The sequence below is a fragment of the Pedobacter cryoconitis genome (genome assembly GCF_003259615.1).
GTDB lineage: Bacteria > Bacteroidota > Bacteroidia > Sphingobacteriales > Sphingobacteriaceae > Pedobacter > Pedobacter cryoconitis.
The window spans coordinates 78,737-104,572 of record NZ_QLLR01000021.1 but is presented as its reverse complement, the minus strand read 5'-3'; the positions used below and the strand labels follow the sequence as shown (position 1 = coordinate 104,572).

Genomic DNA, 25,836 nt, shown 5'->3' with positions numbered 1-25,836 from the left:
CGTTTCACGCAGTTCTTTTTTCAAATTAGCCACTTCTTGCTCGGCTGCGCTGAGGATAACATTCCCATTACCAGGGAAACTACTGCCTTGCTTACTTGAAAATTCCTTCCGCCATCTATATAATAACGTGACGTTGATATCCAATTCCTTCGCAAGGGTCGTTAGATCTGGGCGGGTGTAACTCAGTTCAACACTCATCAGTTTGAACTCCTTCGGGTATGCTTTTCTCTCTCGTGACATAATTTCTGTTAAGGTATGTAAATCCCTTAACTCCGTGTCTACTCAAATATAGCAAGTCCACTCGCTGTTCAGTCCGCAAACTTCACGGTTCTTTCTACTGAGAATGATATTACTTTAGCAATTACGCAAGCCTATTTAAGTATTCTGCTTGATAAGGAAAGTATCGTGTATAATCAGGACCTGGTTAAAACATCTACTGCACAGCTTGCTCAGACACAACATCTTTTTGAGGTGGGTACTGCGGCAAAAAAGGATGTTGCCCAATTTCAGGCGCAACTTGCCGGAGATCATTATAATCTGATCACTGCCCAAAATGCAGAGCGCCAGGATAAAATAACTTTAAAACAGTTATTACAGCTGCCTGCAACGCATGTTTTTGATGTGGTGAAACCCGATACTGTAATTGCTGATCAAGCTATCCCGGATTTGCAAACGGTGCAAACTTATGCCTTACAGAACAGACCTGAAATTAAAAATGCAGAACTTGGGGTACGCATCGCAGCATTTGATGTGGATAAAGCAAAATCTGGTTATCTCCCAACTTTAACTCTGGGAGCTGGAATAGGGACCAGTTATGCAAATGACCCGACTTATAATGCTTTCAAACAGTTTGATAATAATTTCTATCAACAGGGCGGGCTAACGCTCTCTGTTCCGATTTTCACCAACAGAATCAATAAGACCAATGTAGCCAAAGCAAAAATACAGGCTATTCAGTCTGATCTGGCCCTGGAAAACACAAAAACTACATTAGCACTAACAACAGAAAAAGCTTACATAACCGCTCAGAACTCCCAGAGTCAATTGGTTTCCGCTATTGAACAACTAAAATATAACACGGAAGTTTACCGCATAGCCACTCAGGAGTTAAAGATCGGCGTATTTAATATCGTCGCCTTTTATCAACAGCGAAATCTATATGTACAGGCCATGCAATCTTATATCCAAGCAAAATATAATGCCGCACTGGCTGCAAGAATTTACTCCTTTTACCTGGGAACACCCATTAAATTATAAGTCATGAAGTCTAAAAAAATTAGGTTAATTATAGTCTCAGTGATTGTTTTAGCTGGTCTGGTTTGGTTCTTTTTCTTAAGAGCAAAAGAAAAACCTGTTGTTTTAACAACAGAAACAATAAGTAAGGGCGCAATCTCCACAAGTGTAACAGCAACCGGGACGATACAGCCGGTCGATACCGTTACTGTAGGTACGCAGGTATCAGGAACAGTATCTGCTTTATACGCCGATTTCAACTCTACAGTAAAAAAGGGACAGCTTGTTGCACAATTGGACAAGACATTGATCATGGCTACAGTCGATCAGGCCAAAGCGGGCGTAGCGCAGGCACAGAGTAATCAGAGTTACCAGGCTGCCAACTTTAACCGTCAAAAGCAATTGTTTGAAACCGGATCAATTAGTAAACAGGATTATGACATCGCTTTAAATACTTACCAGGTCGCTAAGGCAACGGTAAATAGTGCGCAGGCACAATTACGTGCAGCAGAAAGGAACCTTTCTTTCACACAGATCTACTCACCTATTGATGGTGTTGTGCTGGGCAGAAGTGTGAATATAGGGCAAACGCTGGCGGCTAGTTTCAATACACCTACAATTTTTACCATCGCAAAGGACATTACCAAAATGCAGGTACAGGCCAAGGTGGATGAGGCTGACATAGGTAATGTTGTTGTAGGGCTGAGAGCATCTTTTACAGTAGATGCTTTTATCGATGATACTTTTAATGGTACGGTCAAAGAAATCCGGCTGCAGCCTTCTATATCAGCAAACGTAGTAACTTATTCTACGCTTATTGATGCGCCAAACGATGATAAAAAGCTTAAGCCAGGGATGACAGCCAATATTGTAATTTATACGAAGGAGGTTAAGGATGCTTCGCTGATTTCTGTGCAAGCCATCAAGTTTAACCCGGACTCTGCCTTAAAGAAACAATATGAGCTTGTACCTGCTCCTGAAAACCGCCATGGAGGTAAAGGACAGGGCAATAAAAAGATGAAACAAACTTCAGACAGTACCTCAAAATCTGAAACGGTGAAAGTTCCTGATAGTTATGTCTGGGTTTTACAGGGTAACAAACTGATTCAGAAAAAGATTAAAACTGGGTTGAATGATAATAATCATGTGCAGGTATTAAGTGGATTAAATGATAATGAGGTCGTAGTGACCGGAACTGAATCTGTTGCTGCCGCTAATGCTGCGGGTGTAAAGAGTCCGTTTATGCCACAAAGACCGGGAGGAAGAAAACGATGAGCAACAAGATTCTTGAAATCCTGAATGTAAAACGTGAGTTTACCATGGGTACTGAAATTGTCAGGGCATTAAAAGGAGTATCATTCGAGGTGAATGCAGGAGAGTTTGTAACCATTATGGGTAGCAGCGGTTCAGGAAAAACGACATTATTAAACATGCTTGGATGCCTGGATAAGCCTACTGATGGGATTTATATGCTCGACAAAGTTAATGTCAAAGAGCTTTCCAGGGATGAACTGGCCAAACTCAGGAATACAAAAATTGGTTTCGTCTTTCAGGCTTATAATTTATTGCCCCGCACTACGGCACTGGAAAATGTAGAGTTGCCATTGCTTTATAATCCTGCAATAGGCTCAAAAGAGAGAAAAGAGCGGGCAATTGCAGCTTTGCAAGCGGTAAAGCTGGATGGACGATTTGACCATACGCCGAATCAGTTGTCTGGTGGCCAGCAGCAGCGTGTAGCAATTGCAAGGGCTTTGGTCAATGAACCGGTCATGATTCTTGCGGATGAGGCTACGGGTAACCTGGACACGCGAACATCCTATGAGATTATGGCACTGATGCAGGACCTGAATCAGAATGGGAAAACAATTGTGTTCGTTACCCATGAGCCTGATATTGCAGGTTTCAGCAGCAGAACGATCATGCTTAGAGACGGAAAGGTTCAAAAAGATTCCATGAATACCAACCATCGTTCTGCGAAAGAGGCTTTAGCTGCTCTGCCCGCAGCAGATGATTATTAAAATATACGATTATGAAACTCGTTAATCTGATCAGACTTGCCCTCTTAGCTTTAGAGCGCAATAAATTACGTGCCTTGCTTACCATGCTTGGGATCATTATAGGCGTTGGTTCTGTAATCACCATGATGTCCATTGGGGAAGGTTCAAAGGAAAGTATTAATGCCTCGCTATCCAGTATGGGGTCTAATATGATTACGATTACCCCTTACAGTAATGAACCCGGCGGAGCAAGATTAGGCGGAAGCAGCTTTAAAACTTTAACTTATAAGGATGTAGAGGCGATGAAGAAAAATGCACCTGATCTAGCGACTCTCTCTCCTTTAGCTTCCTCCAGTGGACAGGCCATTAATGGAGCCAATAACTGGCCGACAAATATACAGGGTGTGAGTCCGGAGTACCTGGACATCAGAAAACTGGTCATCAAAGAGGGAATTGTATTTTCCGAGCAAGATGTAAGAGCATCAGCCAAAGTTTGTTTACTGGGTAAAACGGTGGTTGACAATCTTTTCCCGAATGGGGAAGATCCGATAGGGAAAGTGATCAGGTTTGGGAAAATCCCATTCCAGGTTATCGGTGTGCTGGTTCCTAAAGGATACAGTAATTTCGGACAGGATCAGGATGACCTGATTATTGCGCCTTACACGACCATTCAAAAAAGAATAACTTCTTCTATTTATTTTGGGAGTATTTATGCTTCTGCGATTAATGAAGGGGCTTCTGATGCTGCGGTTAATGAAATCAATTCGATTTTAAGGGAGTCTCACCGTTTAAGACAGAACCAGGATAATGATTTTCAGGTCAGAACACAGGCAGAGCTGATGACCATGATGAATTCTACCAGCAGTATGATGACCGCTTTGCTGACTGCGGTAGCCAGTATTTCTTTGGTGATCGGCGGCATTGGAATTATGAACATCATGTATGTTTCTGTAACCGAAAGGACACGTGAAATAGGGTTAAGAATGTCTATTGGGGCAAGAGGGATTGATATTCTGCTTCAGTTTTTGATTGAAGCAGTTATGATCAGTATTACAGGTGGTGTAATTGGGGTGGTGATCGGGGTATCTGCGGCATTGATTGTCCCAAAAATGCTGAACTGGCCGACTGTAATTTCTGAGTTCTCTATTGTGATTTCCTTTTTGGTCTGCGCTGTAACAGGGATCTTCTTTGGCTATTATCCTGCCTTAAAAGCTTCCCGTCTGGACCCTATTGAAGCGTTGCGTTATGAATAATTAACCGGGACAGAAAATATGTTCTTGCTTTTTTCTGTCCCCATTGACAACTTTTGCGTCCTTATCTGTTAAAAATTCATCCGTAAAATGCCACCTTTAAGGCTATAGAATTCTTTATCGGGATAAGCTTCGAGCAATAATTCTCCTGCAATTATACTTCTGATCCCAGAGTGACAGAACAAAATCACTTTATTTCCCTGAAGGGGTGGAATCTGCTTTCTTAGCACAGATAAGGGTAAACTCATATAGTCAAATCCGGATGCTGCAGGAAGTTCGTCTGGTTCACGCACATCAATAATGGTGAAATCCTCTGCTTGTTTCACCGCGTTAAACTCTCCCGGGCTCATTTCTTTAACTTCTCCGGTTTGTTGCTTAAATCCGCAAAACCATTGATAGTCCATTTGGGCGAAAGCTTCCAGATTAGCAGGTAAAGCTGCCTCTGCTAAATCTGCAGGTGACAATTTGAGTTTATAAGTTTCGCCAGAATACAGGTTATAGATGATCATTTTGTTGATCAGCGGCATTCCTGCTCCTGAAATCAGTTTGATGGCCTCACTGGCCTGCATGGTTCCGATAATGCCTGGTAAAACACCCAGGACTCCTGCCTCCGAACAATTTAAAACTTCACCCGGTTGTGGGGCAGTTGGAAAAATATCTCTGTAATTTACTTTAACGCCATCAGCACCTGCCACATTAAAGATGGCAACCTGTCCTTCGGATTCTGATAATGCACCATAAATTAAAGGTTTGTCTAATAATACACAGGCATCGTTGATCATATACCGGGTCGGGAAGTTATCTGATCCGTCAATTACAATATCGAATTCACTTAAAATTGATACCGCATTCTGATTCGTCAATTGTACCTGGTAAGGGATAATGGTAATATCAGGGTTGAATTTCTTTAATCTTTCTGCTGCACAGAATGCCTTTGAAAGCCCCACATCTGCAACAGTATATAAAATTTGTCTGTGCAGGTTACTTAATTCCACCACGTCATGGTCTACAATGCCCAAAGTACCGATACCAGCCGCAGCGAGGTATTGTAAAACGGGACACCCCAACCCGCCAGCACCAATAACCAGTACTTTCGCGTTAAAGAGTTTCTGCTGACCACCCGATCCAAAATCTTTAAGTAATATTTGCCGCTGATAGCGTGCTTCGCCTTTTATATTCATTTTAACCTTCAGAAAATGATGTTAACATAAAGATAGCGCATTGAAAAACTCCCGAAAAAGAACAGGTATCCTGACGTAATCAAAAGTGATAGAGCTTTTCTGAGGGATATTGGGTTGTAATTACATACGGTAGCGCAAAGATACAGATCTTCCTAAAGCCTGCGCAAGATCAGGTTCAATAGTAAATTCACTCTCCTGCTGCATCCAAACCTGATTAACGTTTTTCAATAAAGTTACCGGCTGCCCGTTTAAAATTATTTTCAATTCGGTAGTTTCCTTATTTATTGCTGCACCATCTATAATTTCGTACACATAATCTGTGTCTCTATACGTTATACGCATTTTCAATCCCATATTCTTCTCCTCGACCCCAAAGATAAATTAAAACTCCTATAACAGCGTCTTTTTGTTGCTATTGCTAAAGAATAATTGAAAATTCAGCCTATAATCTATTTAGACCACTTTTTCGGGCTACTATTTTTTTCTGCCCTGTCTTCAAAACATCCATTGTCTCAAGCGTGTAAATAAATTCGTTAAATTTGGACATCAAATTCTATACAACAACATTTGCAATATGACATATCAGGATAAACTACGCGAAATACGTAAACAAATGAAGGCCGATAATGTACAGGCCTATATCATCCCATCTGCTGATCCTCATATCAGTGAATACCTGCCAAAACATTATAAATGTATTCCCTTTACTTCGGGGTTTACTGGTTCTGCAGGCACCTTAGTAATTACACACGATTTTGCTGGCCTGTGGACTGATTTCAGATATTTCGAACAAGGAACTGCACAATTAGCAGGGAGCGGTTTTGAACTGGTCAGACAAAAAGTTCAGCATGCACCAGAATATATACAGTGGTTAAATGAAAAATTGGACAAAGGCGCTATCGTAGCGACCAATGAGAAATTGCTTTCTGTTTTATTAGGCGATCTGCTTACCCAGCAATTAGCAATCAGGGATATTCAATTAGTCAGCAAAGATTATTTAAGCCCGATCTGGGAAAACCGCCCATCGTTACCAGTTGATGCTGCATTTTTAATTGCAGATGAACATATCGGACAATCGGTAAACAGTAAGTTAACTGAAGTAAGAACCGCCTTAGTTAAACATCAGGCAGATCATCACCTGGTTTCTTCGCTGGATGATATTGCCTGGTTATTCAATATCAGGGGTAAAGATGTAAACTTTAACCCTGTAGTGTTAGCCTTCGCGCTGATTAATCAGGACCATGCTACTTTATTCATCAACCCGGATAAATTAACAGCAGATGAAAAGGTAACCCTGCTTAAAAGCGGTGTTGAAGTACTTCCTTACGAAGAAATTGAACGCGCCCTGACAAAGCTTCCTGCAGGCACTTCCATCTTTATAGACCCTAAACGTAACTGCTACGCTTATGCAAAGCTGGTACCTGCTTCGGTAAAGATTATTAAGGAAACCAATCCTTCTGCGAATCTGAAAGCTGTGAAGAACGAAACGGAAATTACGAATACCCGGGAGGCCATGCTTAAAGATGGTGTTGCGATCACCAGGTTTCTAAAATGGGTAGAAGATACAATTGGAAAAACCAAGATTACTGAACTTTCTGCAGCTGCACAATTACGCGAATACAGAGCAGCACAAGATGGCTTTATCGGCGATAGTTTTACAACGATCAGTGCCTTCAGAGCACATGGTGCATTACCACATTATTCACCTTCAGCAGAAAGTGATGCAGAAGTAATTCCTGAAAGTCTGTTCCTGGTAGATTCGGGAGGCCAGTATTTTTATGGCACAACGGATATTACCCGTACTATTCCAATGGGCATTACGACCGAACAGGAAGAAACGGATTATACACTTGTGCTGAAAGGTATGATTGACGGCTGTAAAGCAAAATTCCCTAAAGGAACCTGCGGATACCAGATCGATGCCATCACCAGAAAACCACTATGGGATTACGCGATCAATTATGGTCATGGAACAGGTCATGGTGTAGGTTATTTCCTGAATGTACATGAAGGCCCGCAAGTATTCAACCCAACCAATACTCCGGTTGCTATAGAACTGGGTATGATCACCTCTATTGAACCAGGAGTGTACCGTCCGGGAAGACACGGTATCCGGATTGAAAACCTGGTACAGACCATCGCTATTGAAGTGAATGAGTTTAATGAATTTTATGGTTTTGAAACACTGACCATTGCTCCGATCAATACGACGATTGTGAAAAAGGAACTGCTGGATCAATCACAGATCGACTGGCTGAACAATTACCATGCTGATGTTTTTGAAAAACTAAGCCCAAGACTAAATCAGGAAGAAAGTAACTGGCTGAAAGAAGCCACCAAAGCTATATAAATAAAAAGCGCCGCTCTCTGTTAAACAGAGAACGGCGCTTTCCTTTTTAAGATGCTTTATCTTAAGCCAGCTGCCAGCTATAAGCCGCGCCAACTAAAGCTGCGTCTTCCCACATGATGCTCTGTTTTAAAGTTACATGCTGATCTTGAAGATGCTTTTTAACTTCCGGAATAAAACAATCCCATGTCTTGGCTATATTGCCACCGATCACAATCACATCAGGTTTTTCTTCAGCAATAAAATCATTCAGGAAACTTGCAAGGTTTTGTCCAAACTCTTCAAAGATCTGATCTTTGATTGCCTGGTCATCAGATTCAAGCAGAGATTCTACGTTTTTAATGTCTTTTCCGGTTAGCTCTTTATAACGTTTTGAAAACCACCTGGTAGAAATATACTCTTCAGCAATACTGTCTTTGAATGGAAGAAAGGCGCGGTCTGAATCTACAGTTTTACCTTGACAATTACTTGCAGAACCTAATCCTGTCCCAAGCGTGATCCCTAATGCACGTTTCTCTCCTGCTACTGCTCCGGAAGCCAATTCACCATGCAAAAACGATTCAGCATCATTTCTGAAAAGAATATGACTCGTAGGGATATTTAATTTTTCTGCCAATATTTCTAAAACATTTAACCCATATAAAGAGTCATATTTTTTAGTTCCTTTCATCAGGGAGATACCTTTTTCGTAATCGAAAGGTCCGGGCATTGCGATACCAACATAGGTACTTTCTTCGCCCTGATTTTGAATCAGCGGCAATAAAGCATCCACCCAGGATTTAATAATTACATCGGCACCTTCCATAGAAGCTACACGTTCTCTGATCAGCGAATTTTTTATTACTTTCAAATCAGCAGCACCTACATGTGCTGCTGTAATATGAGAGCCTCCAATATCTACCCCTATATAAGGCAGTTCAGGCAAATTATAATTCATGTTTCTGGTTAAGATTGTTTTAAATTTATTTGATAATTTTCAGCAAATAAGCACCGTATCCACTTTTAACAAGCGGAGTAGCTATTTTGCATAGTTGTTCAGCATCAATAAAGCCCATTCTGTAAGCTACTTCTTCAATACATCCGATTTTCAAACCCTGACGCTCTTCAATAACCTGTACAAACTGTCCGGCCTGCATTAAAGAGGCGAAAGTTCCTGTATCCAGCCAGGCTGTTCCACGGCTCAAAACACCAACTTTTAACTTCCCTTGTTCAAGGTATACTTTATTGACATCAGTAATTTCATATTCACCACGTGGAGAAGGTTTGATATTTTTCGCGATTTCTACCACGCTGTTATCATAAAAATATAACCCCGGAACTGCATAATCAGATTTCGGTGCTATAGGTTTTTCTTCAATAGATATGGCCTTTTTATCTGCGTCGAATTCTACGACACCATATCGTTCAGGATCAGATACGCGGTAAGCAAAAACAACTCCGCCTTCAGGATCAGAACTTGCCTGTAATAACTTAGCCATACCATCCCCGTAGAAAATGTTATCCCCTAAAACAAGCGCAACTTTATCCGTTCCTATAAAGTCGGCTCCAATAACGAAAGCCTGGGCCAGACCATTAGGTTCATGCTGAACAGCATAAGTAAATTTACAGCCTAAACTGCTGCCGTCTCCCAGAAGTTTTTCAAAATTAGGAAGATCGTGAGGGGTAGAAATAATCAGTATTTCTTTGATTCCAGCCAGCATTAATGTGGACAATGGATAATAAATCATTGGTTTGTCGTAAACAGGCATCATTTGTTTACTCATGACCAGAGTTAGAGGATGCAACCTGGTGCCGCTCCCCCCTGCTAAAATTATTCCTTTCAAAATATTATATTTTTAAAATTATCGATTTGAAGATACACTATTTTCTAATTCCTCATACCAGTCAGCGCCATATTTTCTGATCAGCGGACCTTTTAAAAAGGTATAAACCGGTACTTTAAGTTCCCTTCCGAATGCACAGGCATCCGAACAGATATGCCATCTGTCATAATTCAGCACATCAAATTCCGGATATTGTGTAATCCGGATCGGATATAAATGGCAGGAGATTGGTTTTTGCCAGTCTACGATTCCCTGCTCGTGTGCTTTCTCAATGGCACATTTAGTAATCCCATTCTCGAAAGTAACATAAGCGCATTCTTTGTTCCCATCCACACATGGGGTAGTCAGGTCACCATCTGCATCAACTACAGAGGTACCGTACTCTTCAATGGCTGCGATCCCTTTAGGCGCAAGCATATGTTTTATCTTAGGATAAATCTCCGCAAGAATAGCTGTTTCAGCCACTTCTAAAGGTGCTCCTGCATCTCCCTCCACACAACAGATACCTTTACACTTATTCAGGTTACACACAAAATTTTCGCGTATAACGTCTTCGTGTATCAGGGTATTTTGTATTTCTATCATTGTTTATTTTTCTTTGGCCAGCGGATATTTTAATCCGTCGGCTGATTTAATTTCCATAGTAACTGCGCCCACGATAATCTCTACCTGAGCCTTTACAGGCACCCTGTTGCCATCATCAGTAATCCAGAGATACAAAGCACTATCTTTTCTGAAGATCCTGCCTGGCTCAATAGACGGACTGAATTTCAGACAACGTATACTTCCTAACTTACTTTTTACAACTTCTTTTCCAACATACTTAATCTCCAGCTGATGAATACCATCACCCAGAAAATAATTCAGTTTGAACTTCTCTCCTATCTTCAGTTTGGATATATCCAGACTGCGGGCAAAATAATAGGCAGAGACCAGGTCAAAGGTCTGATTTGTTGGTGCGGTAAAGGTTCCCTTATTAGAAACCACCTTTTTAGTTTCCTGCGTAAACCTCGCCTTATCTTTCCTTGTATAACTTGCTTCTTTGATGTCCTCCTGATAAAAATACGGAGTCAGTTTAGTCTTGTCTATATAAGAATCGTAATGATCCCTGATTTTATAAAAAATATCGAAGGTACCTGAGGTTTTCGCATCAACTACCAGTTTATAAGTCTCATTGTCCTCAAATTTGAGGTCCGAATTCATAACTTTAATCGTAGCCTCTGCAGCTGTGATAAAGCCATATTTCAATCTATAAGATAAAACTTCCCCTGCCTGAAAGATCGGTTCTTTCTTTAACGGTAACTCCTGAGCTTCAGCATCGGCAATGGTAATTAAAAATACAAACAGCAAAAACAATTTCCTCATACCTGATCTAAACAAAAACTCCTCCAAAAATACTAATCCTTTCGTTTAAAGATAGGCACTGTGGAACAAGGTTCACCATACATAATACTTTTAACTACCGGAGTTAGCAATGAAGTGATCTCCACATAAGCAGATACCGGAACATCAATGTCTGCACATCCTTTCACTACAACCCTGGCATCCTGGTAAACTGAAAGATCAACTTTAGCCAGCGCTTTATTGAATAAAACAGCTTCCAGCGTATCTAAACTACCAAAAACTACTTCATTTGCAAATGGCTTCAGCTTATTTGCCAGTAACATATAGGCCCAGGTAGGCACAATAGCATCCGCACTGCAGATCACTGCTACATTTTTTCCTGTATAAGATGCCCAGTCATGGGTTTTGATGAACTCTCTGAAATCCTTTTCTCTAAGCATCAGACCATGGAACAGGTTATCTTTAATATCATAGACTACCCTTTCCCCCTGATCATAGTAAAGCTCCAGATTGAAAGTAACCAAACCACTGGAAGCAACCTTATTGACTATATTTTCCTGAATATCCATTTTCGCTTAAAATAAAAAAACCGGAAGTGATATACTTCCGGTTTCAAAATTACGTAAAATAAGATTAATAGAATTTCACTCTATTGTCTTTTATGTCACTTTTATCTTGCAATGCCTGGAATGCTGCTCCTAATGACTTCTGAGCAATAACCTGACGCATAGTTTCTTTTTGTTTGTAAGTATTTCCAATTGGTGCAGGATTCGTAAATCCGTTTACTGTAAATACATATACACCGTGTTCACCATCAATTGGCTTGGACATTTTACCTGGTGTTGAACCAAATACACTACCAATCAGCTTATTTTCCTGTGCCGCGCCCGGTACAATAGGGTTAGAGAAAACAATGTTAGAAACAGGAGTAACTGTTTTACCAACTTTCTGAGCTACCTGAGCCAGACTGCCAGCACCTTTAGCTGCATTGTTTAATTTTTCCGTCAGCATCTTTGCTTTAACCGCATTGATTACCATTGGCTCAATATCCTTTTTAACAGCATCAAGAGGCAGAATACCTTTTGCTTTAATGTCAGTTACGTGTGCTACAACGAAAGCATTATCCATTTGATAAACTTCTGTTAACACGTCACCTTTTTTAGCTGCAAAAGCATCACGGATCAACTGACGGGGATTATCCAGTCCTGGCGCATAACCCTGGCTTCCTGTAATTCTATCTGCAACCGCTACTGTATAACCTAATTTCTTAGCTTCAGCACTAAAATTATCACCTTTAGCTACATTCAGGAAGTTAGATGCTTTTTTATAAGCCTGATCCTTAGTTTTGCTGCTTGGTGTAAGGTTTTTCTCAATGTAAGCCAGTTTAGCTACTTTAGAAGAACCAATTTGTTTTTCGATTTTAATTAAGTGTACACCGAACTGTGAACGTACTACCTTCAGCTCACCAACCTGACCATTAAATGCTGCATTCTCAAATTCAGGGACCATTTGTCCTCTGGAGAAAGTACCCAGCTCACCACCTTTATCTTTCGATCCGTCTACACTGTAGGTTTTAGCCAATTCAGCAAAACTTGCTCCTTTTTGAATCAGGTTTTTTAAAGAGTCAGCCATTTTCTCTGCTTTATCCACACCACCTAATTTAGTTGCGTCTAAAAGAATGTGACTTGCTTTAACTGAATCAGGAGAAAAACGGGTATCGATAACTTTAACCAGTTTGTAAGAGTTTCCGCTGAACACTGGTCCGTAGAAACTACCTGCTGGTAAAGCAAATACTGCTGAATCAATTTTAGGATCTAATTTACCTTTGTTGATATAAGCATATGGAACTTTTACATCAGAATTAACTGCTGCAAATAAAGAATCACTTTTAGAAGCTTTGAAATCCGAAGCTAATTTTTCAATCTGGCCTTTAACAGCAGCAGAGTCTTCTTTAGTTGGATTAACACTGAAAGAGACATATTCAAATGAACGGGTCTCTGTTGGATTATCAAATCTTTTCTTGTTGTTATTGTAGTAATCTGAATAGTCAGACTGCGAAGGCTTAACTGACGCGTCAGGAATGCTTGCATAATCCAGGCTTACATAGTTAAAGTTAGCCAGTTTATTTCTGTTCTGATATTCATCGTTAGCTTCAATGGAAGTTACGTAAACAGAGTTTTTAATTAAGTTAGCATATTTCTGCTGTAAAGCTTGTTTTTCAACTTCAGCTTCCAGTAAATCCCATTGTTGTTTCAACTGAGGATTTGAGGCTTGTTGTTTCAATGAATTGATTACCGCAGCACGGTCAACCTGACCAGTTTGAGGATTACCAAAATATTGAACGATCAGCGGGCTGGGATTTTTACCCTGGTATAAATCGAACAATTCTTCGCTGGAAATACCTAAACCTAAACGGTGATATTCTTTAGCTAACAATAAAGTAGCCAATTCACCATTCCATGCGTTGTCAACAGCCATAGCTGTCATTTGAGGATTAGCACTACCACCGTATTGCTGTTTGAATTGTTGTAAATTCTGATCTACTTTAGGACCGAATTCATCGATGTTGATGTCCTCACCATCTACTGACCCAACAACTTTTTGAGATGCTGCCCAGAAAGGCTTTCCTACGTTAATTGCATCACCGACTAAAAATGCAACAATTGCAAAACCGATGGCGCCCACTAAGATAATGCCCATGCGATTCCGCAAAAATGTCATAAAACCCATAATATCTATTATTTATATTTCTAAAGAGGGCGCAAGATACAACTTTTGCCAAAAAAAGAAAACAATTTAATGTTTTTGAATATGAGCAAATTTAAATTTGATTCAATAAAGTTTTCAGTGCAGATAAAATACACAAAAACCACACGGGCAAGCTCAGCCGGCCGGTGTGGTTTTTTATCCTTTTAACTGAAATACTATAGCGTTAAACCCACGCGAACAAAGAAACGCCTTCCATTTCCACCCATTTGCACCGCATCAAAAGGTCCCGCAGGTTCATTGTTATAAGCAAATCCTTTCGCCCCCTGAACATACCCTAAATCAGGATGTACATTAAATATATTATCAGAACCCAGCGTAATCCGGGCGAGCTTGTTCAATTTATAAGAGAAATAAACATCACTCACTACTTTTCCGCTGTAATTATACAGATCTGGCAGCGGGCCGGAACCATTATCAGCCGGAACTGTCGGGTAAATACTTGACCCATCGCCATATCCATTGATCTCAACTTTTCCAAAGTAAGTAAAACGCAAACCCGCAGTAAAATCCTTATGCCCGAATTCCGGGTTTAAAGAGAACTTAGCGGAAGGTGCAGAAGCCAGGATAAACTTCTTCTCCCTTGAACTCAGGAAAGTCTCCTGTAAAGTTTCCGTTTTCCCCAGAATAGGCGGATAATTGACCTTATCAATCGTCATATGCTGGAAGTTTCCTGTAAACAGCATCCGGTAACGGTTATCTCCAATAGTTTTATTGTAATCCAGCACCACATCCAAACCACGGTTAGTCGTGTTAACGGCATTAGCGAAGAATTGCGCAGAGCCTACGTGTAATGCTTTTAACGCATTGGTAAAGGAAGGGTCAAGCGAAGTATCGTCAGCACTAAACTGGCCGGATAGTACAACACGATCAGTTACCTTAATGATATAACCGTCTACAGTAATACTGAATTCAGGAACCGGTTTGAAGGTAAATCCAAGACCTGCATTTTTAGACTTTTCCTGTTTCAGGTTGGGAATACCTGCCGCCTGCGTGATCGGACTGTAATTAGGTGCGATCTTTACTTCAGAAATTATAGCGCCCTGAACATTCGTAAAGGTCGAACTATAGTTAATTTGCTGTAAGGATGGCGCACGGAACCCCGTACCTACCGAACCACGGATATTAAAATTATCTGTTAGCTTGTAACGGGTAGCAAATTTAGTGCTGAAGTTATAGCCAAAATCATTGTAGTGCTCCAGCCTGTTGGCGAAATCGATCAGCCATTTTTTAGTAATGTCAACCTCAAAATCCACGAAACCACCAAATACTTTACGGTTTGCATTCACAGCGTCACCAGGCTGGAAACCCGGAAAGCCTTGCGAACCTGCCGCTTTTACCCCATTTGGATCATAATTTTTATAAGAGGCCTCTTCTCCCGAAAAGATTTTATAGCGTTCATAACGGTATTCTGCACCAAAACCAAGGTTAAAACCAGACAGTACTTTATCAAAATGTTTACTGAAATTCAGGTTAGTTGTATTTTGTAAGAAAGCCGATCCCCCATCATCAAAATGTGTTTTGTCAGCTCCTAAGGATGCGTTAAACGTTTTTTCACCATAAAAATGAAAATTATTACTTCCTGTATTGTTACTCAGATCCCAATCCCAGGCATCCCCAAAACTTCCTTTCAGACCACCAGCAAATGATACATCCGTGTTATGTGTCTCAATTAACGGATTATAATAAGAATCCCCGTCAGGTGTATTAAAGATGATCCCGTCTGCCGGAATCAACGCACCAGTGCCGGTTGTCGGAAAACGATCTGGCCGGGCCAGGAAGTTTCTCGAAAACGCATAAGCATCTGATCCTTTATAACTGTATCCGCCAAAACTGTAGAAAGTAGTTTTGGGACTCAATGGGATTTCATTGTTAAAAAAAATAGTCCCATTCTCAGACGAACCGTCCCCGTTAGCACGCCTGGCTGTATTTACAGGCAATGCTTTAGGATCTGAAGTAGTCGTGTCCCGCACCTGTCTATATGTTTTTCCACTTTTTGAATAATCTGCGGTAATGTTCAGGAAACCCTCTTTGCCTATTTTAAAGCCATAGTTTGCATCTACATTGACTGCATTTCCATCAATTGATCCGCCATGCGGATATTGATTGGCGACTACACTATTTTTACTATTGAATGTGGGGTCATAGTATCCGGAATAACCCGCATTGATATTAAACTGGTTCACCGTTTTCTTTAACACAATATTAATTACCCCAGCTATCGCGTCAGAGCCATATTGCGCCGATGCCCCGTCTCTTAAAATCTCTACCCGCTCAATTGAAGCTGTAGGGATCGTACTCAGGTCCACACCAGAGTTACCCCTTCCGCGTGTTCCGAATACGGAAACAAAAGCAGTAGAGTGGCGGCGTTTACCGTTAATCAACACTAAAGTCTGGTCAGGCCCTAAACCTCTTAAGGTACCCAGCTCCACATGATCCGCCCCATCAGAACCCGACTGCTTATTATAATTAAACGAAGGTGCCGCATAATTTAAGATGTCAGTAAGCTCCATACGGCCCGTTGTAGCCGCAGATTTACTCACATTCACAATGTCAACCGGAACAGCCGTTTCTAGCTTTACCCGGCCCGCAGAACGCGTACCGATCAATACCACTTCATTTAACTGAGCTGTATTACTTTCTAAGGTTATATCCATTTCCGTACTGGCACCTACAGTCGCTGTTACTGCGGTATAACCTGTATAACTGAAAATCAGCTGATCTGCCGGACCTGCAAGGATAGAAAATTGTCCGTTCTGGTTGGTACTCGTACTTAAAGTACTTCCCTTTACCCGGATAGATACACCAGGAATCTTTTCTTTACTGGCCCCGTCAATAACGGTTCCGGTAACAGCCTTTTTTTGTGCCATGATAAATCCTGTACAGAGGAACAGCAAGGCAACTACTAATAAATGTTTTTTCATAGGTCTTGGTTGATAAGTTTTGGTTCAGGTATTATTTCTATTACATTAATATACGCTATTTTTCACCTATCACACTAAAAACCAATTTTTTAACCCAATAAAAATGGAATTCTTAATCAGAATTCCATTTTTATTTCATAAAGCAAAATAAGAAGCTTTTTAACCCTAAAAAAAGAATACCCTCAGGAAGAATCCTGAGGGTATTCGATTAAAATCATTGAAATGATCTTAAATTATGTAAAAAAGCACCTGAAATTTAAAATTTATCCCAGAATAACTTAGTTGTTTGCTTATCACCACCAATTGCAGCAGCAGCAGCAGCATAATTAGTACCATTTAACTGTTGTTCATTACTTGGATAAGTAAATCTGGTTGGGTAAGCAGATGTCGCACTTGCAGGAGGTGTAATTTTAGGAAAATCAAGTCTTCTCATTTCGGTCCAGCCATTAAACGGACGGCTATATAAAGCAATCCATTTTTGAGTTCCGATTTTTTCTTTCCACGTACCTGTTGCTGTTGCATAAGCTACAGCTGGTTGCGCTAAGTAAGCAGCAGCTTCTTCTGCTGTTCCTCCCCAAAATAAGATAGATGCAGTAATTGCATTTTTATAATGCCCTTCAGCACTACCTGCAACTGCATAACCTCTTTCAACTGCTTCAGCTCTGTAGAATTCAGTCTCTACATAGTCCATGACTACACTTGGAGCGTCAGCCGCATAAACTTTCGGAGCAGGCTCCGAAATTATACTCAGGGTATTACCACTTCCAACTACACCACCAACATAAACACCAACAGAGTTCTTCGCAGCATACTGAGGTAAACGCGGATCAGACAATGCCAATAGTTTATTCATTAAATCTTCAGCAACCACATAATCACCACGTGCTTCAGTCACAATATCAACAAATAATGGATTTTGACTCGGTGCTCCTGTTAAATAATTGAATATACTATTTTCAGCAGCAGATGAAATTGCACCAGCATCTGAAGCTTGTACAGCAGCTCTTGCAGTAGCGTCGTCTACATCAGCAAGGATCAATCCCTGCTGCATACGCAAAGTATTTGCAAATTTAATCCATTTAGCAACCGAGCCCTTATTAATAATATCTGCTGTTGCAGAAAAACCATCGCTTGCTGCATTTAATTTAGTGATGTCATTGCCCAGACGTTTGATCAGATCCAGTGAAACTGTTTTAGCGTCATCATATTTAGGGAATAAATTACCCTTATCCAATCCTTCACTATAAGGGATATTTCCAAAAGTATTCACCAATGTACTATAAGTTGCCACCTGCATAATATCCAGTATCGCTAACTGATTTGCTTTCACACCAGCAGCTAACAGAGGATCTGCAGCAACTAATTCAGCAGAATTGTTTAGATTTCGAAGTACGTCTGTATACATTGTTCTGAACCAGATTTGAGGAATAGTTCTGGTGGTAAAATCGTATCTGGCCTCATCCTGATAAGTAGTCATTGCCCAATGACTAACCGTAAATCTGAATACATTAACATTTACACTTGCACTGGTCATTGCATCCACATAAGCTTTTGTAGCGAATGAAAATAAAGGTCCGGCAGGCACAACAGGGGGATTCTTCGTATCGGTATTTAGCGAAGAAATATCTTTTTTACACGCAGCTAATGAGAGCATGCCAATAAAAAATATTATAACTTTTTTCATCTTAATTGAATTTGAGTTTAGAATGATAATTTGGCATTAAATCCTATGATTCTAGTGGTAGGATATGCACCACTCTGGAAGCCCTGAACATTACCAGAAGATAAATTCTCTTCAGGATCTGCGTCAGGAAGGTTTTTATGGATAATCCAAAGGTTTCTTCCGTAAACAGAAAGATCAACACCTTTAACAGGTCCCCAGTTTTTAATCATTGATTTCGGTAAAGAATAGCCTAAACTAGCCTCACGTAATTTGATATAACCTGCATCATAAGAATAATCAGATACTGGTAATCTTGGTGAATCTGCATTATAAGCTACACGTTTTGTGTTTACCTTACCATCAGCAGTTACACCCGGATAAATAAGACCACCGCTTTTGCTATCATTAGTAACCGGATTTCTAACCGGGTTACCTAAATCATTAAGTCCGACAGTAGTAGGTGAAATACCTGTGTATGTTGCATAAAACTGATCTAACGACCATACATCACCACCTTTACGAATGTCAATCAGGAAACCGAAAGTAAGATTTTTATATCTGAATTTGTTATAAATACCACCAATCCAATCCGGATTGATATTTCCTATTACATTACTTGTTGAAGTTGTCTGGTCATAGTAACCATCTTCATTTACGATTTTCTGGCCCTGATCATTGAAAAGGTAGGTTTTACCCTGAATTGTACCATAAGGCTGACCTAAAGTTGCATTTAAACTCACACCAGAGTTAAATGATTCAATTTGAAGGTTTTTACTGTCACCGAATAACTCAAGTACTTTACTTTGATTTTTGGTCCAGTTTACATTAATGGTCCAGTTAAAATCATTGGTTTTAATTGGCGTACCGTAAGCAGAAAGCTCAACACCTTTATTCTGGATAGTACCTGCATTCAAGTAAATGCTGTTAAATCCAGTAGCCGGAGAAACTGCAACAGGAACAATCTGATCTTTAGTTTTAGTCGTGTAGTAAGTTGCATCAAAACCAACACGGCCTTTTAAGAACGACATATCAAGACCATATTCTGTACTGATTGTTGTTTCTGGTTTCAAAAGAGGATTACCTAATATTTTCGGATAAGAAACAACCGGTGTACTGCCAAATTGATTTTCTACTTTATAAACACTTAAAGTTTTTCCCCATGGTGCATCATTACCAACCGTAGCATGGTTAATACGAAGTTTACCTGAAGACAACCAGTCTGCATTGATATGTTTTGAGAATAACCAGCTACCCGCTAAAGAGTAGTAGTTGTAGGTATTATTGCTGACAGGTAAAGTTGAAGATCTGTCTCTTCTGAATGTTGCATCAAAAGTTAAGAATTCTCTATAACCCAATGTTACCCCTCCAAAATAGCCATCAACCTCTTTTGGCTCAAAGTTTTCAATAGGAGCAGCCAGTGCACCAACAGAGTTAGAGATACTGTATAAGTTAGGTACAATTAAACCACCATTGGTCGTGTTATAAATACCGTTTAATTCACTTTTTCTAATGTTTGTACCTAAGAGTGCTTTCAGGTTAAAATCTTTAGAAAGATTTTTATCGAAGTTTGCAATTAAATCATAATTGGTTTCATTGAAAGTTCTGTCCTGACGTGAATACGAAGCCGCGCCATTGCTACCAACCGCAACGCGTTCTTCCTGATGCTCACTGTAAGTATCTAAAGTTACCCTACCCAGGATGTTCAACCAATCCGTAGCTTTATAATTTACAGACGCATTTCCGAAAATCCTTGTTCTTGTATCATTTTCATAATTCTGGTATCTGGTCCAGTAATAGTTGTCAGTATATTTCGCAACCAAACCAGAAGGTTTAGAAGGATCTGCCCAGTTCCAGGTTACGTTTTTATTTTCTCTGAAATAAGCTGATTTCTGATCCTGAATATCCACGTTAGTCTGATACCATTGTCTGAAATTCTGATTCACGTTTAAGCCGCTATAACCAGAACCATATCTGCCTTTACCATCAATTTTCGAGAAGTTTGCAGTAGCTGAAGCCGTTAAACGATCAGTGATTTTATAAGTACCGCCGAAATTCACAATGTTCTTCAGCACCCTGCTATTAGGCAAAGTACCTCTTTCATCATTTCTGCTATAGCCAATTTTGATAGTCCCTTTATCAGTTGAACCATCTAACATGATACTGTTACTGTTAGAAATTGCTGTCTCGTAAAATGAAGCCGGGCCATTAGCCGCAGCAACCCATGGAGTCTTTTTGTGGTAGTTTGGAGAAAGAGGATCGAATGCGTCCCATTGGTAAACCAGCAAATTAGGATCAAACTTAGCTCCGAAAGAAGCATCTTCACCTGTTGGCACAACTTTTTCTTTCACACCATTTCCCAATACGTCAATTAACAGGAAACCATCACCACTTTCGTATGGTTTTGAGTAACCAGCTCCATACTCCTGCTGATATTTAGGGAATGTTTTTTTGTCAATTGATCCGATAGACAGACCAGTGTTGACTGTGATACCCATACCACCTTGTTTTCTGCTTTTGGTTGTAATCATCACTACACCATTCGCACCTCTTGAACCATACAATGCACTTGCAGCGGCACCTTTCAGTACGTTTACAGATTCGATGTCATCAGGATTAATATCCGCCGCAGCGTTACCATAATCATATCCGCCTCTTCCTTTTTTCTGATCTGCAGAGTTGTTGGTTGAGTTATCAACAGGTACACCGTCCACTACAAATAATGCCTGGTTATTACCTAATAATGATTTATTACCCCTGATCACCACATTCGTAGATCCGCCAATAGCGTTACCCTGAATAATTTGAAGACCAGAAACCTTTCCTGATAATGCAGAGGCTGCATTTGCGGTTCTGGTTTGTGTTAATTCATCACCTTTAACTTGTTGCGCTGCATAAGGCAAAGAGTTTTTAGTTCTTAACTGTCCCATAGCTGTGACCACAACTTCATTCAGTTGCTGATTGTCTGCTACTAAAGACACATTGACTGCATTTGCGCCTGCAGTAACCTCTTTAGGTAAATAACCGATAAAAGTGAAGACTAATACTGCATTGCTGCCTGCACGAATCGTAAACTTTCCATTTCCTGCTGTACTTGTTGCGATTTGTGTTCCTTTAATTTTTACACTTACGCCCGGAAGGGGAAGGCCATCTTCCTGAGCCGTAACTGTACCACTGATTGTCCGTTCCTGAGCCATTGCAGATACTGCAACAAACAAAAGTACGAACAAACTCTGTAGAAGTTTTTTCATAATTTCTAAATAATTTAGTTAGTTATTGTTAATAATGGTTAATGAGTGGTTGATACTCATACTGGTTGATAATCAACTAATATAGGGTTTGAAAATGACGTACAAAACTTTTTTTTACATTTTTTGACAATTTAAATCGTTAATGCAAAAAAACACCTATCCAAAAGCATAGGCAAATTGCTCATTTCATAATTAACCACCGATTAATTTTAACGCGCATGATTTTTATCCCAAAAAGAGCTAAAACGATATTAAAACGGACACTTATTCCAACATTCGAAAGATTTAATCAGTCGTTTTTTTTATCGCAGGAATTCATAACAATATAGTTACAGACTAAGCTTGAAAAGCTTAGCAGAGAATCATTTTCGGAAGGGCGGCAGGTTATTGCCCCAGATCTCCTTTGACATAAGTTTCACCTGAGCCCTGTTCAAAGACAACATTGCTAAAATCTTCAGGCGCTGTGAAGTTTACCGCATTTAAAACGGTACCGTCCGGCCGTGTAACTATGCCTTTTGGAGAGAAATACATCTTTTTTTGTTGATTCCAGGTTAGTTCTTCTGTATTAAAAGTCAGATCATCCCGGACAACCACTACATTTTTCTTAAAAATCGTGATTTGTTCTGTCTCTTTTCTAATCGCATAATCAGAAGTAATAGTTCCTGTGACGTTTTGCTTCGGATCGAAGAAGGTAATTTTCACTCCTTTCGGCATTTCCTGGTATTTACTGCCAGAAGATGGATTTACCTGATCCAGGATGGGTGCAAACCCTTTGGCTTTAACAACGGCAGAATCGCTGAAAACGATTTCTACCTTTAAAGACCGGTCCTTACTGAGTGTAAGTTTTTTAGAGGATATTGTAGCCGCTTTTTTTAAGTCATCCCCATTGCAGGAACTTAAAAAAAGCGGGACAAAGCACAGTATAACTATACGTGATAATATACTGGCGGTATTCATTAATCGAATTTAAATCTTTTGAACCACATATCATTCAGCGTGAAGCCTAAGTGAACGCTGATATAGTTTTCCTGAAGGGTGCCACTTTGCATAGTTCCTCTGCGGCCCAGTTCAGTGGTGAAGTTCATTTTATAGAATGTACCTCTGGATTGAGAATTTGCCAATGGCAAGCCAAGTCCAAAAGATATAGCCATTTGTTTTACATCCTGATCAGAGATATTAATATAAGTTTTATCATAGCTAAAGCCTAAACGATAGTCAACCCTTTTGAAATAACTATTAATCGAAGTAATATCAGGTGTAATCTGACCACCTACTGATACTCCCTGGCTGTTTTGCAGTCCCTGGTTCACGCCATTAATAGAATAAGAAGACCATTTACCGGTTCTGAAATCTGCACCGATCAACCATTTATTATCTTTTTGCAATGCAATTCCGAAGTTATGTACCAAAGGAAGTTTCAGGTTAGATTTTCCGCTTCCTATAGAATCCACAGTCTCTACAGTTACGTTTCCTTCCCCTGTATTGCCATCATACAAATACTTGCTCGCCATAAAGGTCCGGGTAGAGTTGATGGTAGAAGCTGAAGAACCTGAATAACCAAAAGTCAATAACATTTTAGAGGTTAAACGGATGTCATACTGCGCACCATAAGAGAAGCTGATTCCGCCGATACTGTTTTTATTTTGCAGACGGGTAGCAAAAGCACTGGGGTCGTTTACAAATTCAACGCCTTTGTTTTCAATCAGGTTTCCGAAAAGATATTCCATATTGGCACCAATTCTAAAGTGATCTCCAAAACGGTAACCGTATCCGATATAGGCCTTCGATAACCCGCCTTCACCTGAATAAACATTGTTTACATCAGAAGTTGAAGGATTTCCAGGTGTACCTGTGATCGTTTGTTTGTTCGAGAAGTTGTAACCAAGCTCTGAATAAGGAAGGATACCAAAACTCAAAGCAGAATGCCTGTTTACAGGAAAAGCCAAAGCAAGGTGACTTAATGTACCGTTGAAACTGTTTTCACTTGCACCATCCTTTTTAAGATTGGTAAAAGTACCAGCAACACCAACATCAATAGTTGTTGAAGTGATTCCCGCATAGGATGAAGGATTCTGAATGTTGATATTGTTATACCCGGTAGGCTTGTTGACCGCTGTCGAAATTCCGCCCATCGCCCTGAACTGAGGGAGTAAGACACCTTTGAGGTTTCCGACTCCATATTTAGAGTATGGCGACTGGGTAGTAACCTGTGCGTTAACAGAAATGCTGGCTAGCAGAACTAAAACTGCAGTTATATAGTTAATTTTTTTGTACATATTCAAATGCAATGACTTCATTTAATCCTTTTAATACTAAATAGGGATCGTGTATAATTTGAGGTGCAAAGATGCTGTTTTTTAATTGTTCCAGCAAAAAAGTAGCATCCCCTCCAGTTATAACTACCTTCAGTTCTTTATTATTTTTATTATTTAATGCTATAAATCCTTCAACTTCGTTGATTACACCCTGTAGAACGCCATTTGTAATCGCTGTCTCCGTATCAGTACCCTGAGGAATAATTTGTAATTCCCTGTCCCACTTCACTAATGGCAGCTTGCCGGTATAGTGATTCAAAGCATTGAACCGCATATTAAGGCCCAGACTAATGCTCCCGCCATAATAAGCTCCCTCTTTGTTTAAAAAATCATAGGTAATACAGGTTCCTGCATCTATAACCAAACAATCTTGCTGAGGATAAGCGTGATGAACAGCAATTATTTTTGCCCACCTGTCCTGCCCGAGTGTGGATATTGTTTTATAATAATTATTTATACCCGTATTCAAGTTTGTAGAAAACGGCATATAATTAGTTTTTGCCGCTAATAAAGCCAAAAGTGCAGCATCAGCCTTCTTCACACTGGAAACAGTAGAATTAGCTACTTTATATTCTGCGATCAATGTCGTCAGCACCTGCTGATCAAAATGCTCAAGGATTTGAAAAAATACCAGCACTTTATCGTTAAAAACAGCTATTTTACTGTTAGTATTGCCGATATCTATTACGAGATTATGCATTTACCAATCCACACTTCATGTTACAAAGCTATTAATCTTTACCAAGTTTCAAGCCGTCAAATTGTTAAAAAAAGTTAAACAAACAAAAAGAACTGTATCGTTAAGACTAAAATAACAAACAAACTTTCATAAAACCATCGTTTTGTTGCGTTCGAAAAATAGTAAGCCAGCAAGACTGCACCCGGCGGCACACAAAGTAAGAAATGGTATAGTTTAAAGTTCGACTTGGTATAAACACTTAAAATCGCGATCAAAAACATAAAGAACAGCATTTGAAAGGCTTTCCTGGTGCTGATAAAGCTCCTGAAGAAATTCTCCCTTAACTGCAGCGTGGCCAGTACCATCGTAATCCCTACCGGAACCAGTACCAGGTAATCATTATACCTGATCTTGAACATCGACGGGAATTTATTTTTTAATGGGAGCCATATTTTATAGAACATCCCCAGGTTATCATTCCAGTAATAGAAGACAGCCAGGAAGAAGATAATGGTCAGAAAACCCACCAATCCCGAAACCCATTCTCGCCAGTTAAAGGAACGGTATAACAATAAGCTCAGCCAGATCAGCAAAAGCATCATGACAAAAGGGAAATAAATCAGTGTGCCTACCGCGATAAAGAGCCCAATATCAAACATAATCATGATCGCATTGGGAGATTTACCAATTTTCAGCAGTTTATCCATGATCAGGATCAGCATGAAATTGGAGATCAGCACCGGGCTGAGAATAAGAAAAGGATCGAACAAACTGGCTCCTGTAATATAAAGTAAGGCAGGCAGGAAGCTTGGTTTAGCTAATAAAGTATGGTTATTAACGATCCTGTTAAAGATAATCGCCTGTATAAAAACCAAAATACCAGCCAGCAGGATATTACCAATGACCGAAAAATCATCTCCTATAGGAATTTGAATCAAAAACTTGGCATACGGCTCCATAAACTCAAAATTCAACCGAACCGGGGGATTGATCAGAATCGAGATCCGCATAAAAAAAGTATATGCGAACAGCAGGAGTATATTAATAGGATTTAACGTTTTGAATT

21 protein-coding genes are annotated in these 25,836 nt (G+C 39.9%); 5 read left to right on the top strand and 16 right to left on the bottom strand.

The features are described 5' to 3' along the window. Positions 1-240, bottom strand: a 240-nt coding sequence (locus LY11_RS18370) for a transposase (protein WP_146610871.1), incomplete at its 3' end; no start/stop codon positions are given. Between the two features lie 48 nt (positions 241-288). Here LY11_RS18370 and LY11_RS18365 point away from each other — a divergent pair. Genes LY11_RS18365 through LY11_RS18350 form a run of 4 tightly spaced genes read left to right on the top strand, consistent with a single transcriptional unit; the run spans position 289 to position 4,483 of the window. Further along, on the top strand, positions 289-1,257 hold the full coding sequence (locus LY11_RS18365; protein ID WP_111635104.1) for a TolC family protein: 969 nt from the start codon (positions 289-291) through the stop codon (positions 1,255-1,257). 3 nt (positions 1,258-1,260) lie between these two features. Then, positions 1,261-2,508: an efflux RND transporter periplasmic adaptor subunit gene (locus LY11_RS18360; protein WP_111635103.1), complete on the top strand. Its 1,248-nt coding sequence runs from the start codon at positions 1,261-1,263 to the stop codon at positions 2,506-2,508. Beyond that, positions 2,505-3,251, top strand: coding sequence for an ABC transporter ATP-binding protein (locus LY11_RS18355; RefSeq protein WP_111635102.1), 747 nt, complete (start codon positions 2,505-2,507; stop codon positions 3,249-3,251). The genes LY11_RS18360 and LY11_RS18355 overlap by 4 nt, the downstream gene beginning before the upstream one ends. Positions 3,252-3,262: 11 nt before the next feature. Then, on the top strand, positions 3,263-4,483 hold the full coding sequence (locus tag LY11_RS18350; RefSeq protein WP_111635101.1) for an ABC transporter permease: 1,221 nt from the start codon (positions 3,263-3,265) through the stop codon (positions 4,481-4,483). A 68-nt stretch (positions 4,484-4,551) separates the two neighbouring features. Here the strand turns inward: LY11_RS18350 and LY11_RS18345 are convergent, their stop codons facing one another. Beyond that, positions 4,552-5,661, bottom strand: a complete 1,110-nt coding sequence (locus LY11_RS18345) for a HesA/MoeB/ThiF family protein (RefSeq protein ID WP_111635100.1) — start codon at positions 5,659-5,661, stop codon at positions 4,552-4,554. Positions 5,662-5,781: 120 nt separating this feature from the next. Continuing rightward, positions 5,782-6,003 (bottom strand): hypothetical protein, encoded by a 222-nt coding sequence (locus LY11_RS18340; protein WP_245952825.1) that lies wholly within the window; start codon positions 6,001-6,003, stop codon positions 5,782-5,784. A gap of 232 nt (positions 6,004-6,235) precedes the next feature. Here LY11_RS18340 and LY11_RS18335 point away from each other — a divergent pair, with 232 nt between their 5' ends. Further along, positions 6,236-8,011 (top strand): aminopeptidase P family protein, encoded by a 1,776-nt coding sequence (locus tag LY11_RS18335; protein WP_111635098.1) that lies wholly within the window; start codon positions 6,236-6,238, stop codon positions 8,009-8,011. A gap of 61 nt (positions 8,012-8,072) precedes the next feature. On the opposite strand, the gene LY11_RS18330 is transcribed toward LY11_RS18335, so the two are convergent. The 13 genes from LY11_RS18330 to LY11_RS18270 all read right to left on the bottom strand — a co-directional run bounded on the left by LY11_RS18330 (position 8,073) and on the right by LY11_RS18270 (position 25,780). Continuing rightward, positions 8,073-8,945 carry an ROK family protein gene (locus tag LY11_RS18330; RefSeq protein ID WP_111635097.1) on the bottom strand — a complete coding sequence of 291 codons (873 nt, stop codon included), beginning with the start codon at positions 8,943-8,945 and terminating at the stop codon, positions 8,073-8,075. A gap of 25 nt (positions 8,946-8,970) precedes the next feature. Further along, complete coding sequence (rfbA, locus tag LY11_RS18325) at positions 8,971-9,831, bottom strand: glucose-1-phosphate thymidylyltransferase RfbA (protein WP_111635096.1); 861 nt, start codon at positions 9,829-9,831, stop codon at positions 8,971-8,973. An 18-nt stretch (positions 9,832-9,849) separates the two neighbouring features. Further along, complete coding sequence (locus LY11_RS18320; RefSeq protein ID WP_111635095.1) at positions 9,850-10,416, bottom strand: DUF3109 family protein; 567 nt, start codon at positions 10,414-10,416, stop codon at positions 9,850-9,852. Between the two features lie 3 nt (positions 10,417-10,419). Beyond that, positions 10,420-11,196 (bottom strand): DUF3108 domain-containing protein, encoded by a 777-nt coding sequence (locus LY11_RS18315; protein ID WP_111635094.1) that lies wholly within the window; start codon positions 11,194-11,196, stop codon positions 10,420-10,422. 32 nt (positions 11,197-11,228) lie between these two features. Then, complete coding sequence (locus tag LY11_RS18310; protein ID WP_111635093.1) at positions 11,229-11,744, bottom strand: DUF2480 family protein; 516 nt, start codon at positions 11,742-11,744, stop codon at positions 11,229-11,231. Positions 11,745-11,808: 64 nt separating this feature from the next. Then, positions 11,809-13,896, bottom strand: coding sequence for a peptidylprolyl isomerase (locus tag LY11_RS18305; protein WP_317048005.1), 2,088 nt, complete (start codon positions 13,894-13,896; stop codon positions 11,809-11,811). Positions 13,897-14,099: 203 nt separating this feature from the next. Next, entirely contained in the window at positions 14,100-16,865 is a 2,766-nt protein-coding gene (locus LY11_RS18300) for a TonB-dependent receptor (RefSeq protein WP_111635091.1), read from the bottom strand. Positions 16,866-17,121: 256 nt separating this feature from the next. Next, complete coding sequence (locus tag LY11_RS18295; protein ID WP_111635090.1) at positions 17,122-18,549, bottom strand: SusD/RagB family nutrient-binding outer membrane lipoprotein; 1,428 nt, start codon at positions 18,547-18,549, stop codon at positions 17,122-17,124. Between the two features lie 17 nt (positions 18,550-18,566). After that, a complete protein-coding gene (locus LY11_RS18290; RefSeq protein ID WP_111635089.1) occupies positions 18,567-21,776 on the bottom strand; it encodes a SusC/RagA family TonB-linked outer membrane protein in 3,210 nt (1,069 codons plus the stop codon). A 384-nt stretch (positions 21,777-22,160) separates the two neighbouring features. Next, positions 22,161-22,733 (bottom strand): LptA/OstA family protein, encoded by a 573-nt coding sequence (locus tag LY11_RS18285; RefSeq protein ID WP_111635088.1) that lies wholly within the window; start codon positions 22,731-22,733, stop codon positions 22,161-22,163. Then, positions 22,733-24,052 carry a PorV/PorQ family protein gene (locus LY11_RS18280; protein WP_111635087.1) on the bottom strand — a complete coding sequence of 440 codons (1,320 nt, stop codon included), beginning with the start codon at positions 24,050-24,052 and terminating at the stop codon, positions 22,733-22,735. Before LY11_RS18280 ends, LY11_RS18285 begins: the two co-directional genes overlap by 1 nt. After that, positions 24,036-24,791 (bottom strand): type III pantothenate kinase, encoded by a 756-nt coding sequence (locus LY11_RS18275; RefSeq protein ID WP_111635086.1) that lies wholly within the window; start codon positions 24,789-24,791, stop codon positions 24,036-24,038. The genes LY11_RS18280 and LY11_RS18275 overlap by 17 nt, the downstream gene beginning before the upstream one ends. Positions 24,792-24,865: 74 nt before the next feature. Continuing rightward, the gene (locus LY11_RS18270) at positions 24,866-25,780 is read right to left on the bottom strand and encodes a DUF6427 family protein (protein ID WP_245952824.1); all 915 of its coding nucleotides are present in this window, start codon (positions 25,778-25,780) and stop codon (positions 24,866-24,868) included. Positions 25,781-25,836: the final 56 nt, after the last annotated feature.

Coding starts and splice junctions, on each gene's coding strand:
- LY11_RS18290 (WP_111635089.1), bottom strand. CDS start 21,776: ATGAAAAAACTTCTACAGAGTTTGTTCGTACTTTTGTTTGTTGCAGTA.
- LY11_RS18340 (WP_245952825.1), bottom strand. CDS start 6,003: ATGCGTATAACGTATAGAGACACAGATTATGTGTACGAAATTATAGAT.
- LY11_RS18275 (WP_111635086.1), bottom strand. CDS start 24,791: ATGCATAATCTCGTAATAGATATCGGCAATACTAACAGTAAAATAGCT.
- LY11_RS18310 (WP_111635093.1), bottom strand. CDS start 11,744: ATGGATATTCAGGAAAATATAGTCAATAAGGTTGCTTCCAGTGGTTTG.
- LY11_RS18280 (WP_111635087.1), bottom strand. CDS start 24,052: ATGTACAAAAAAATTAACTATATAACTGCAGTTTTAGTTCTGCTAGCC.
- LY11_RS18320 (WP_111635095.1), bottom strand. CDS start 10,416: ATGATAGAAATACAAAATACCCTGATACACGAAGACGTTATACGCGAA.
- LY11_RS18295 (WP_111635090.1), bottom strand. CDS start 18,549: ATGAAAAAAGTTATAATATTTTTTATTGGCATGCTCTCATTAGCTGCG.
- LY11_RS18285 (WP_111635088.1), bottom strand. CDS start 22,733: ATGAATACCGCCAGTATATTATCACGTATAGTTATACTGTGCTTTGTC.
- LY11_RS18315 (WP_111635094.1), bottom strand. CDS start 11,196: ATGAGGAAATTGTTTTTGCTGTTTGTATTTTTAATTACCATTGCCGAT.
- LY11_RS18330 (WP_111635097.1), bottom strand. CDS start 8,945: ATGAATTATAATTTGCCTGAACTGCCTTATATAGGGGTAGATATTGGA.
- LY11_RS18350 (WP_111635101.1), top strand. CDS start 3,263: ATGAAACTCGTTAATCTGATCAGACTTGCCCTCTTAGCTTTAGAGCGC.
- LY11_RS18345 (WP_111635100.1), bottom strand. CDS start 5,661: ATGAATATAAAAGGCGAAGCACGCTATCAGCGGCAAATATTACTTAAA.
- LY11_RS18335 (WP_111635098.1), top strand. CDS start 6,236: ATGACATATCAGGATAAACTACGCGAAATACGTAAACAAATGAAGGCC.
- LY11_RS18360 (WP_111635103.1), top strand. CDS start 1,261: ATGAAGTCTAAAAAAATTAGGTTAATTATAGTCTCAGTGATTGTTTTA.
- LY11_RS18305 (WP_317048005.1), bottom strand. CDS start 13,896: ATGACATTTTTGCGGAATCGCATGGGCATTATCTTAGTGGGCGCCATC.
- LY11_RS18270 (WP_245952824.1), bottom strand. CDS start 25,780: ATGCGGATCTCGATTCTGATCAATCCCCCGGTTCGGTTGAATTTTGAG.
- LY11_RS18355 (WP_111635102.1), top strand. CDS start 2,505: ATGAGCAACAAGATTCTTGAAATCCTGAATGTAAAACGTGAGTTTACC.
- LY11_RS18300 (WP_111635091.1), bottom strand. CDS start 16,865: ATGAAAAAACATTTATTAGTAGTTGCCTTGCTGTTCCTCTGTACAGGA.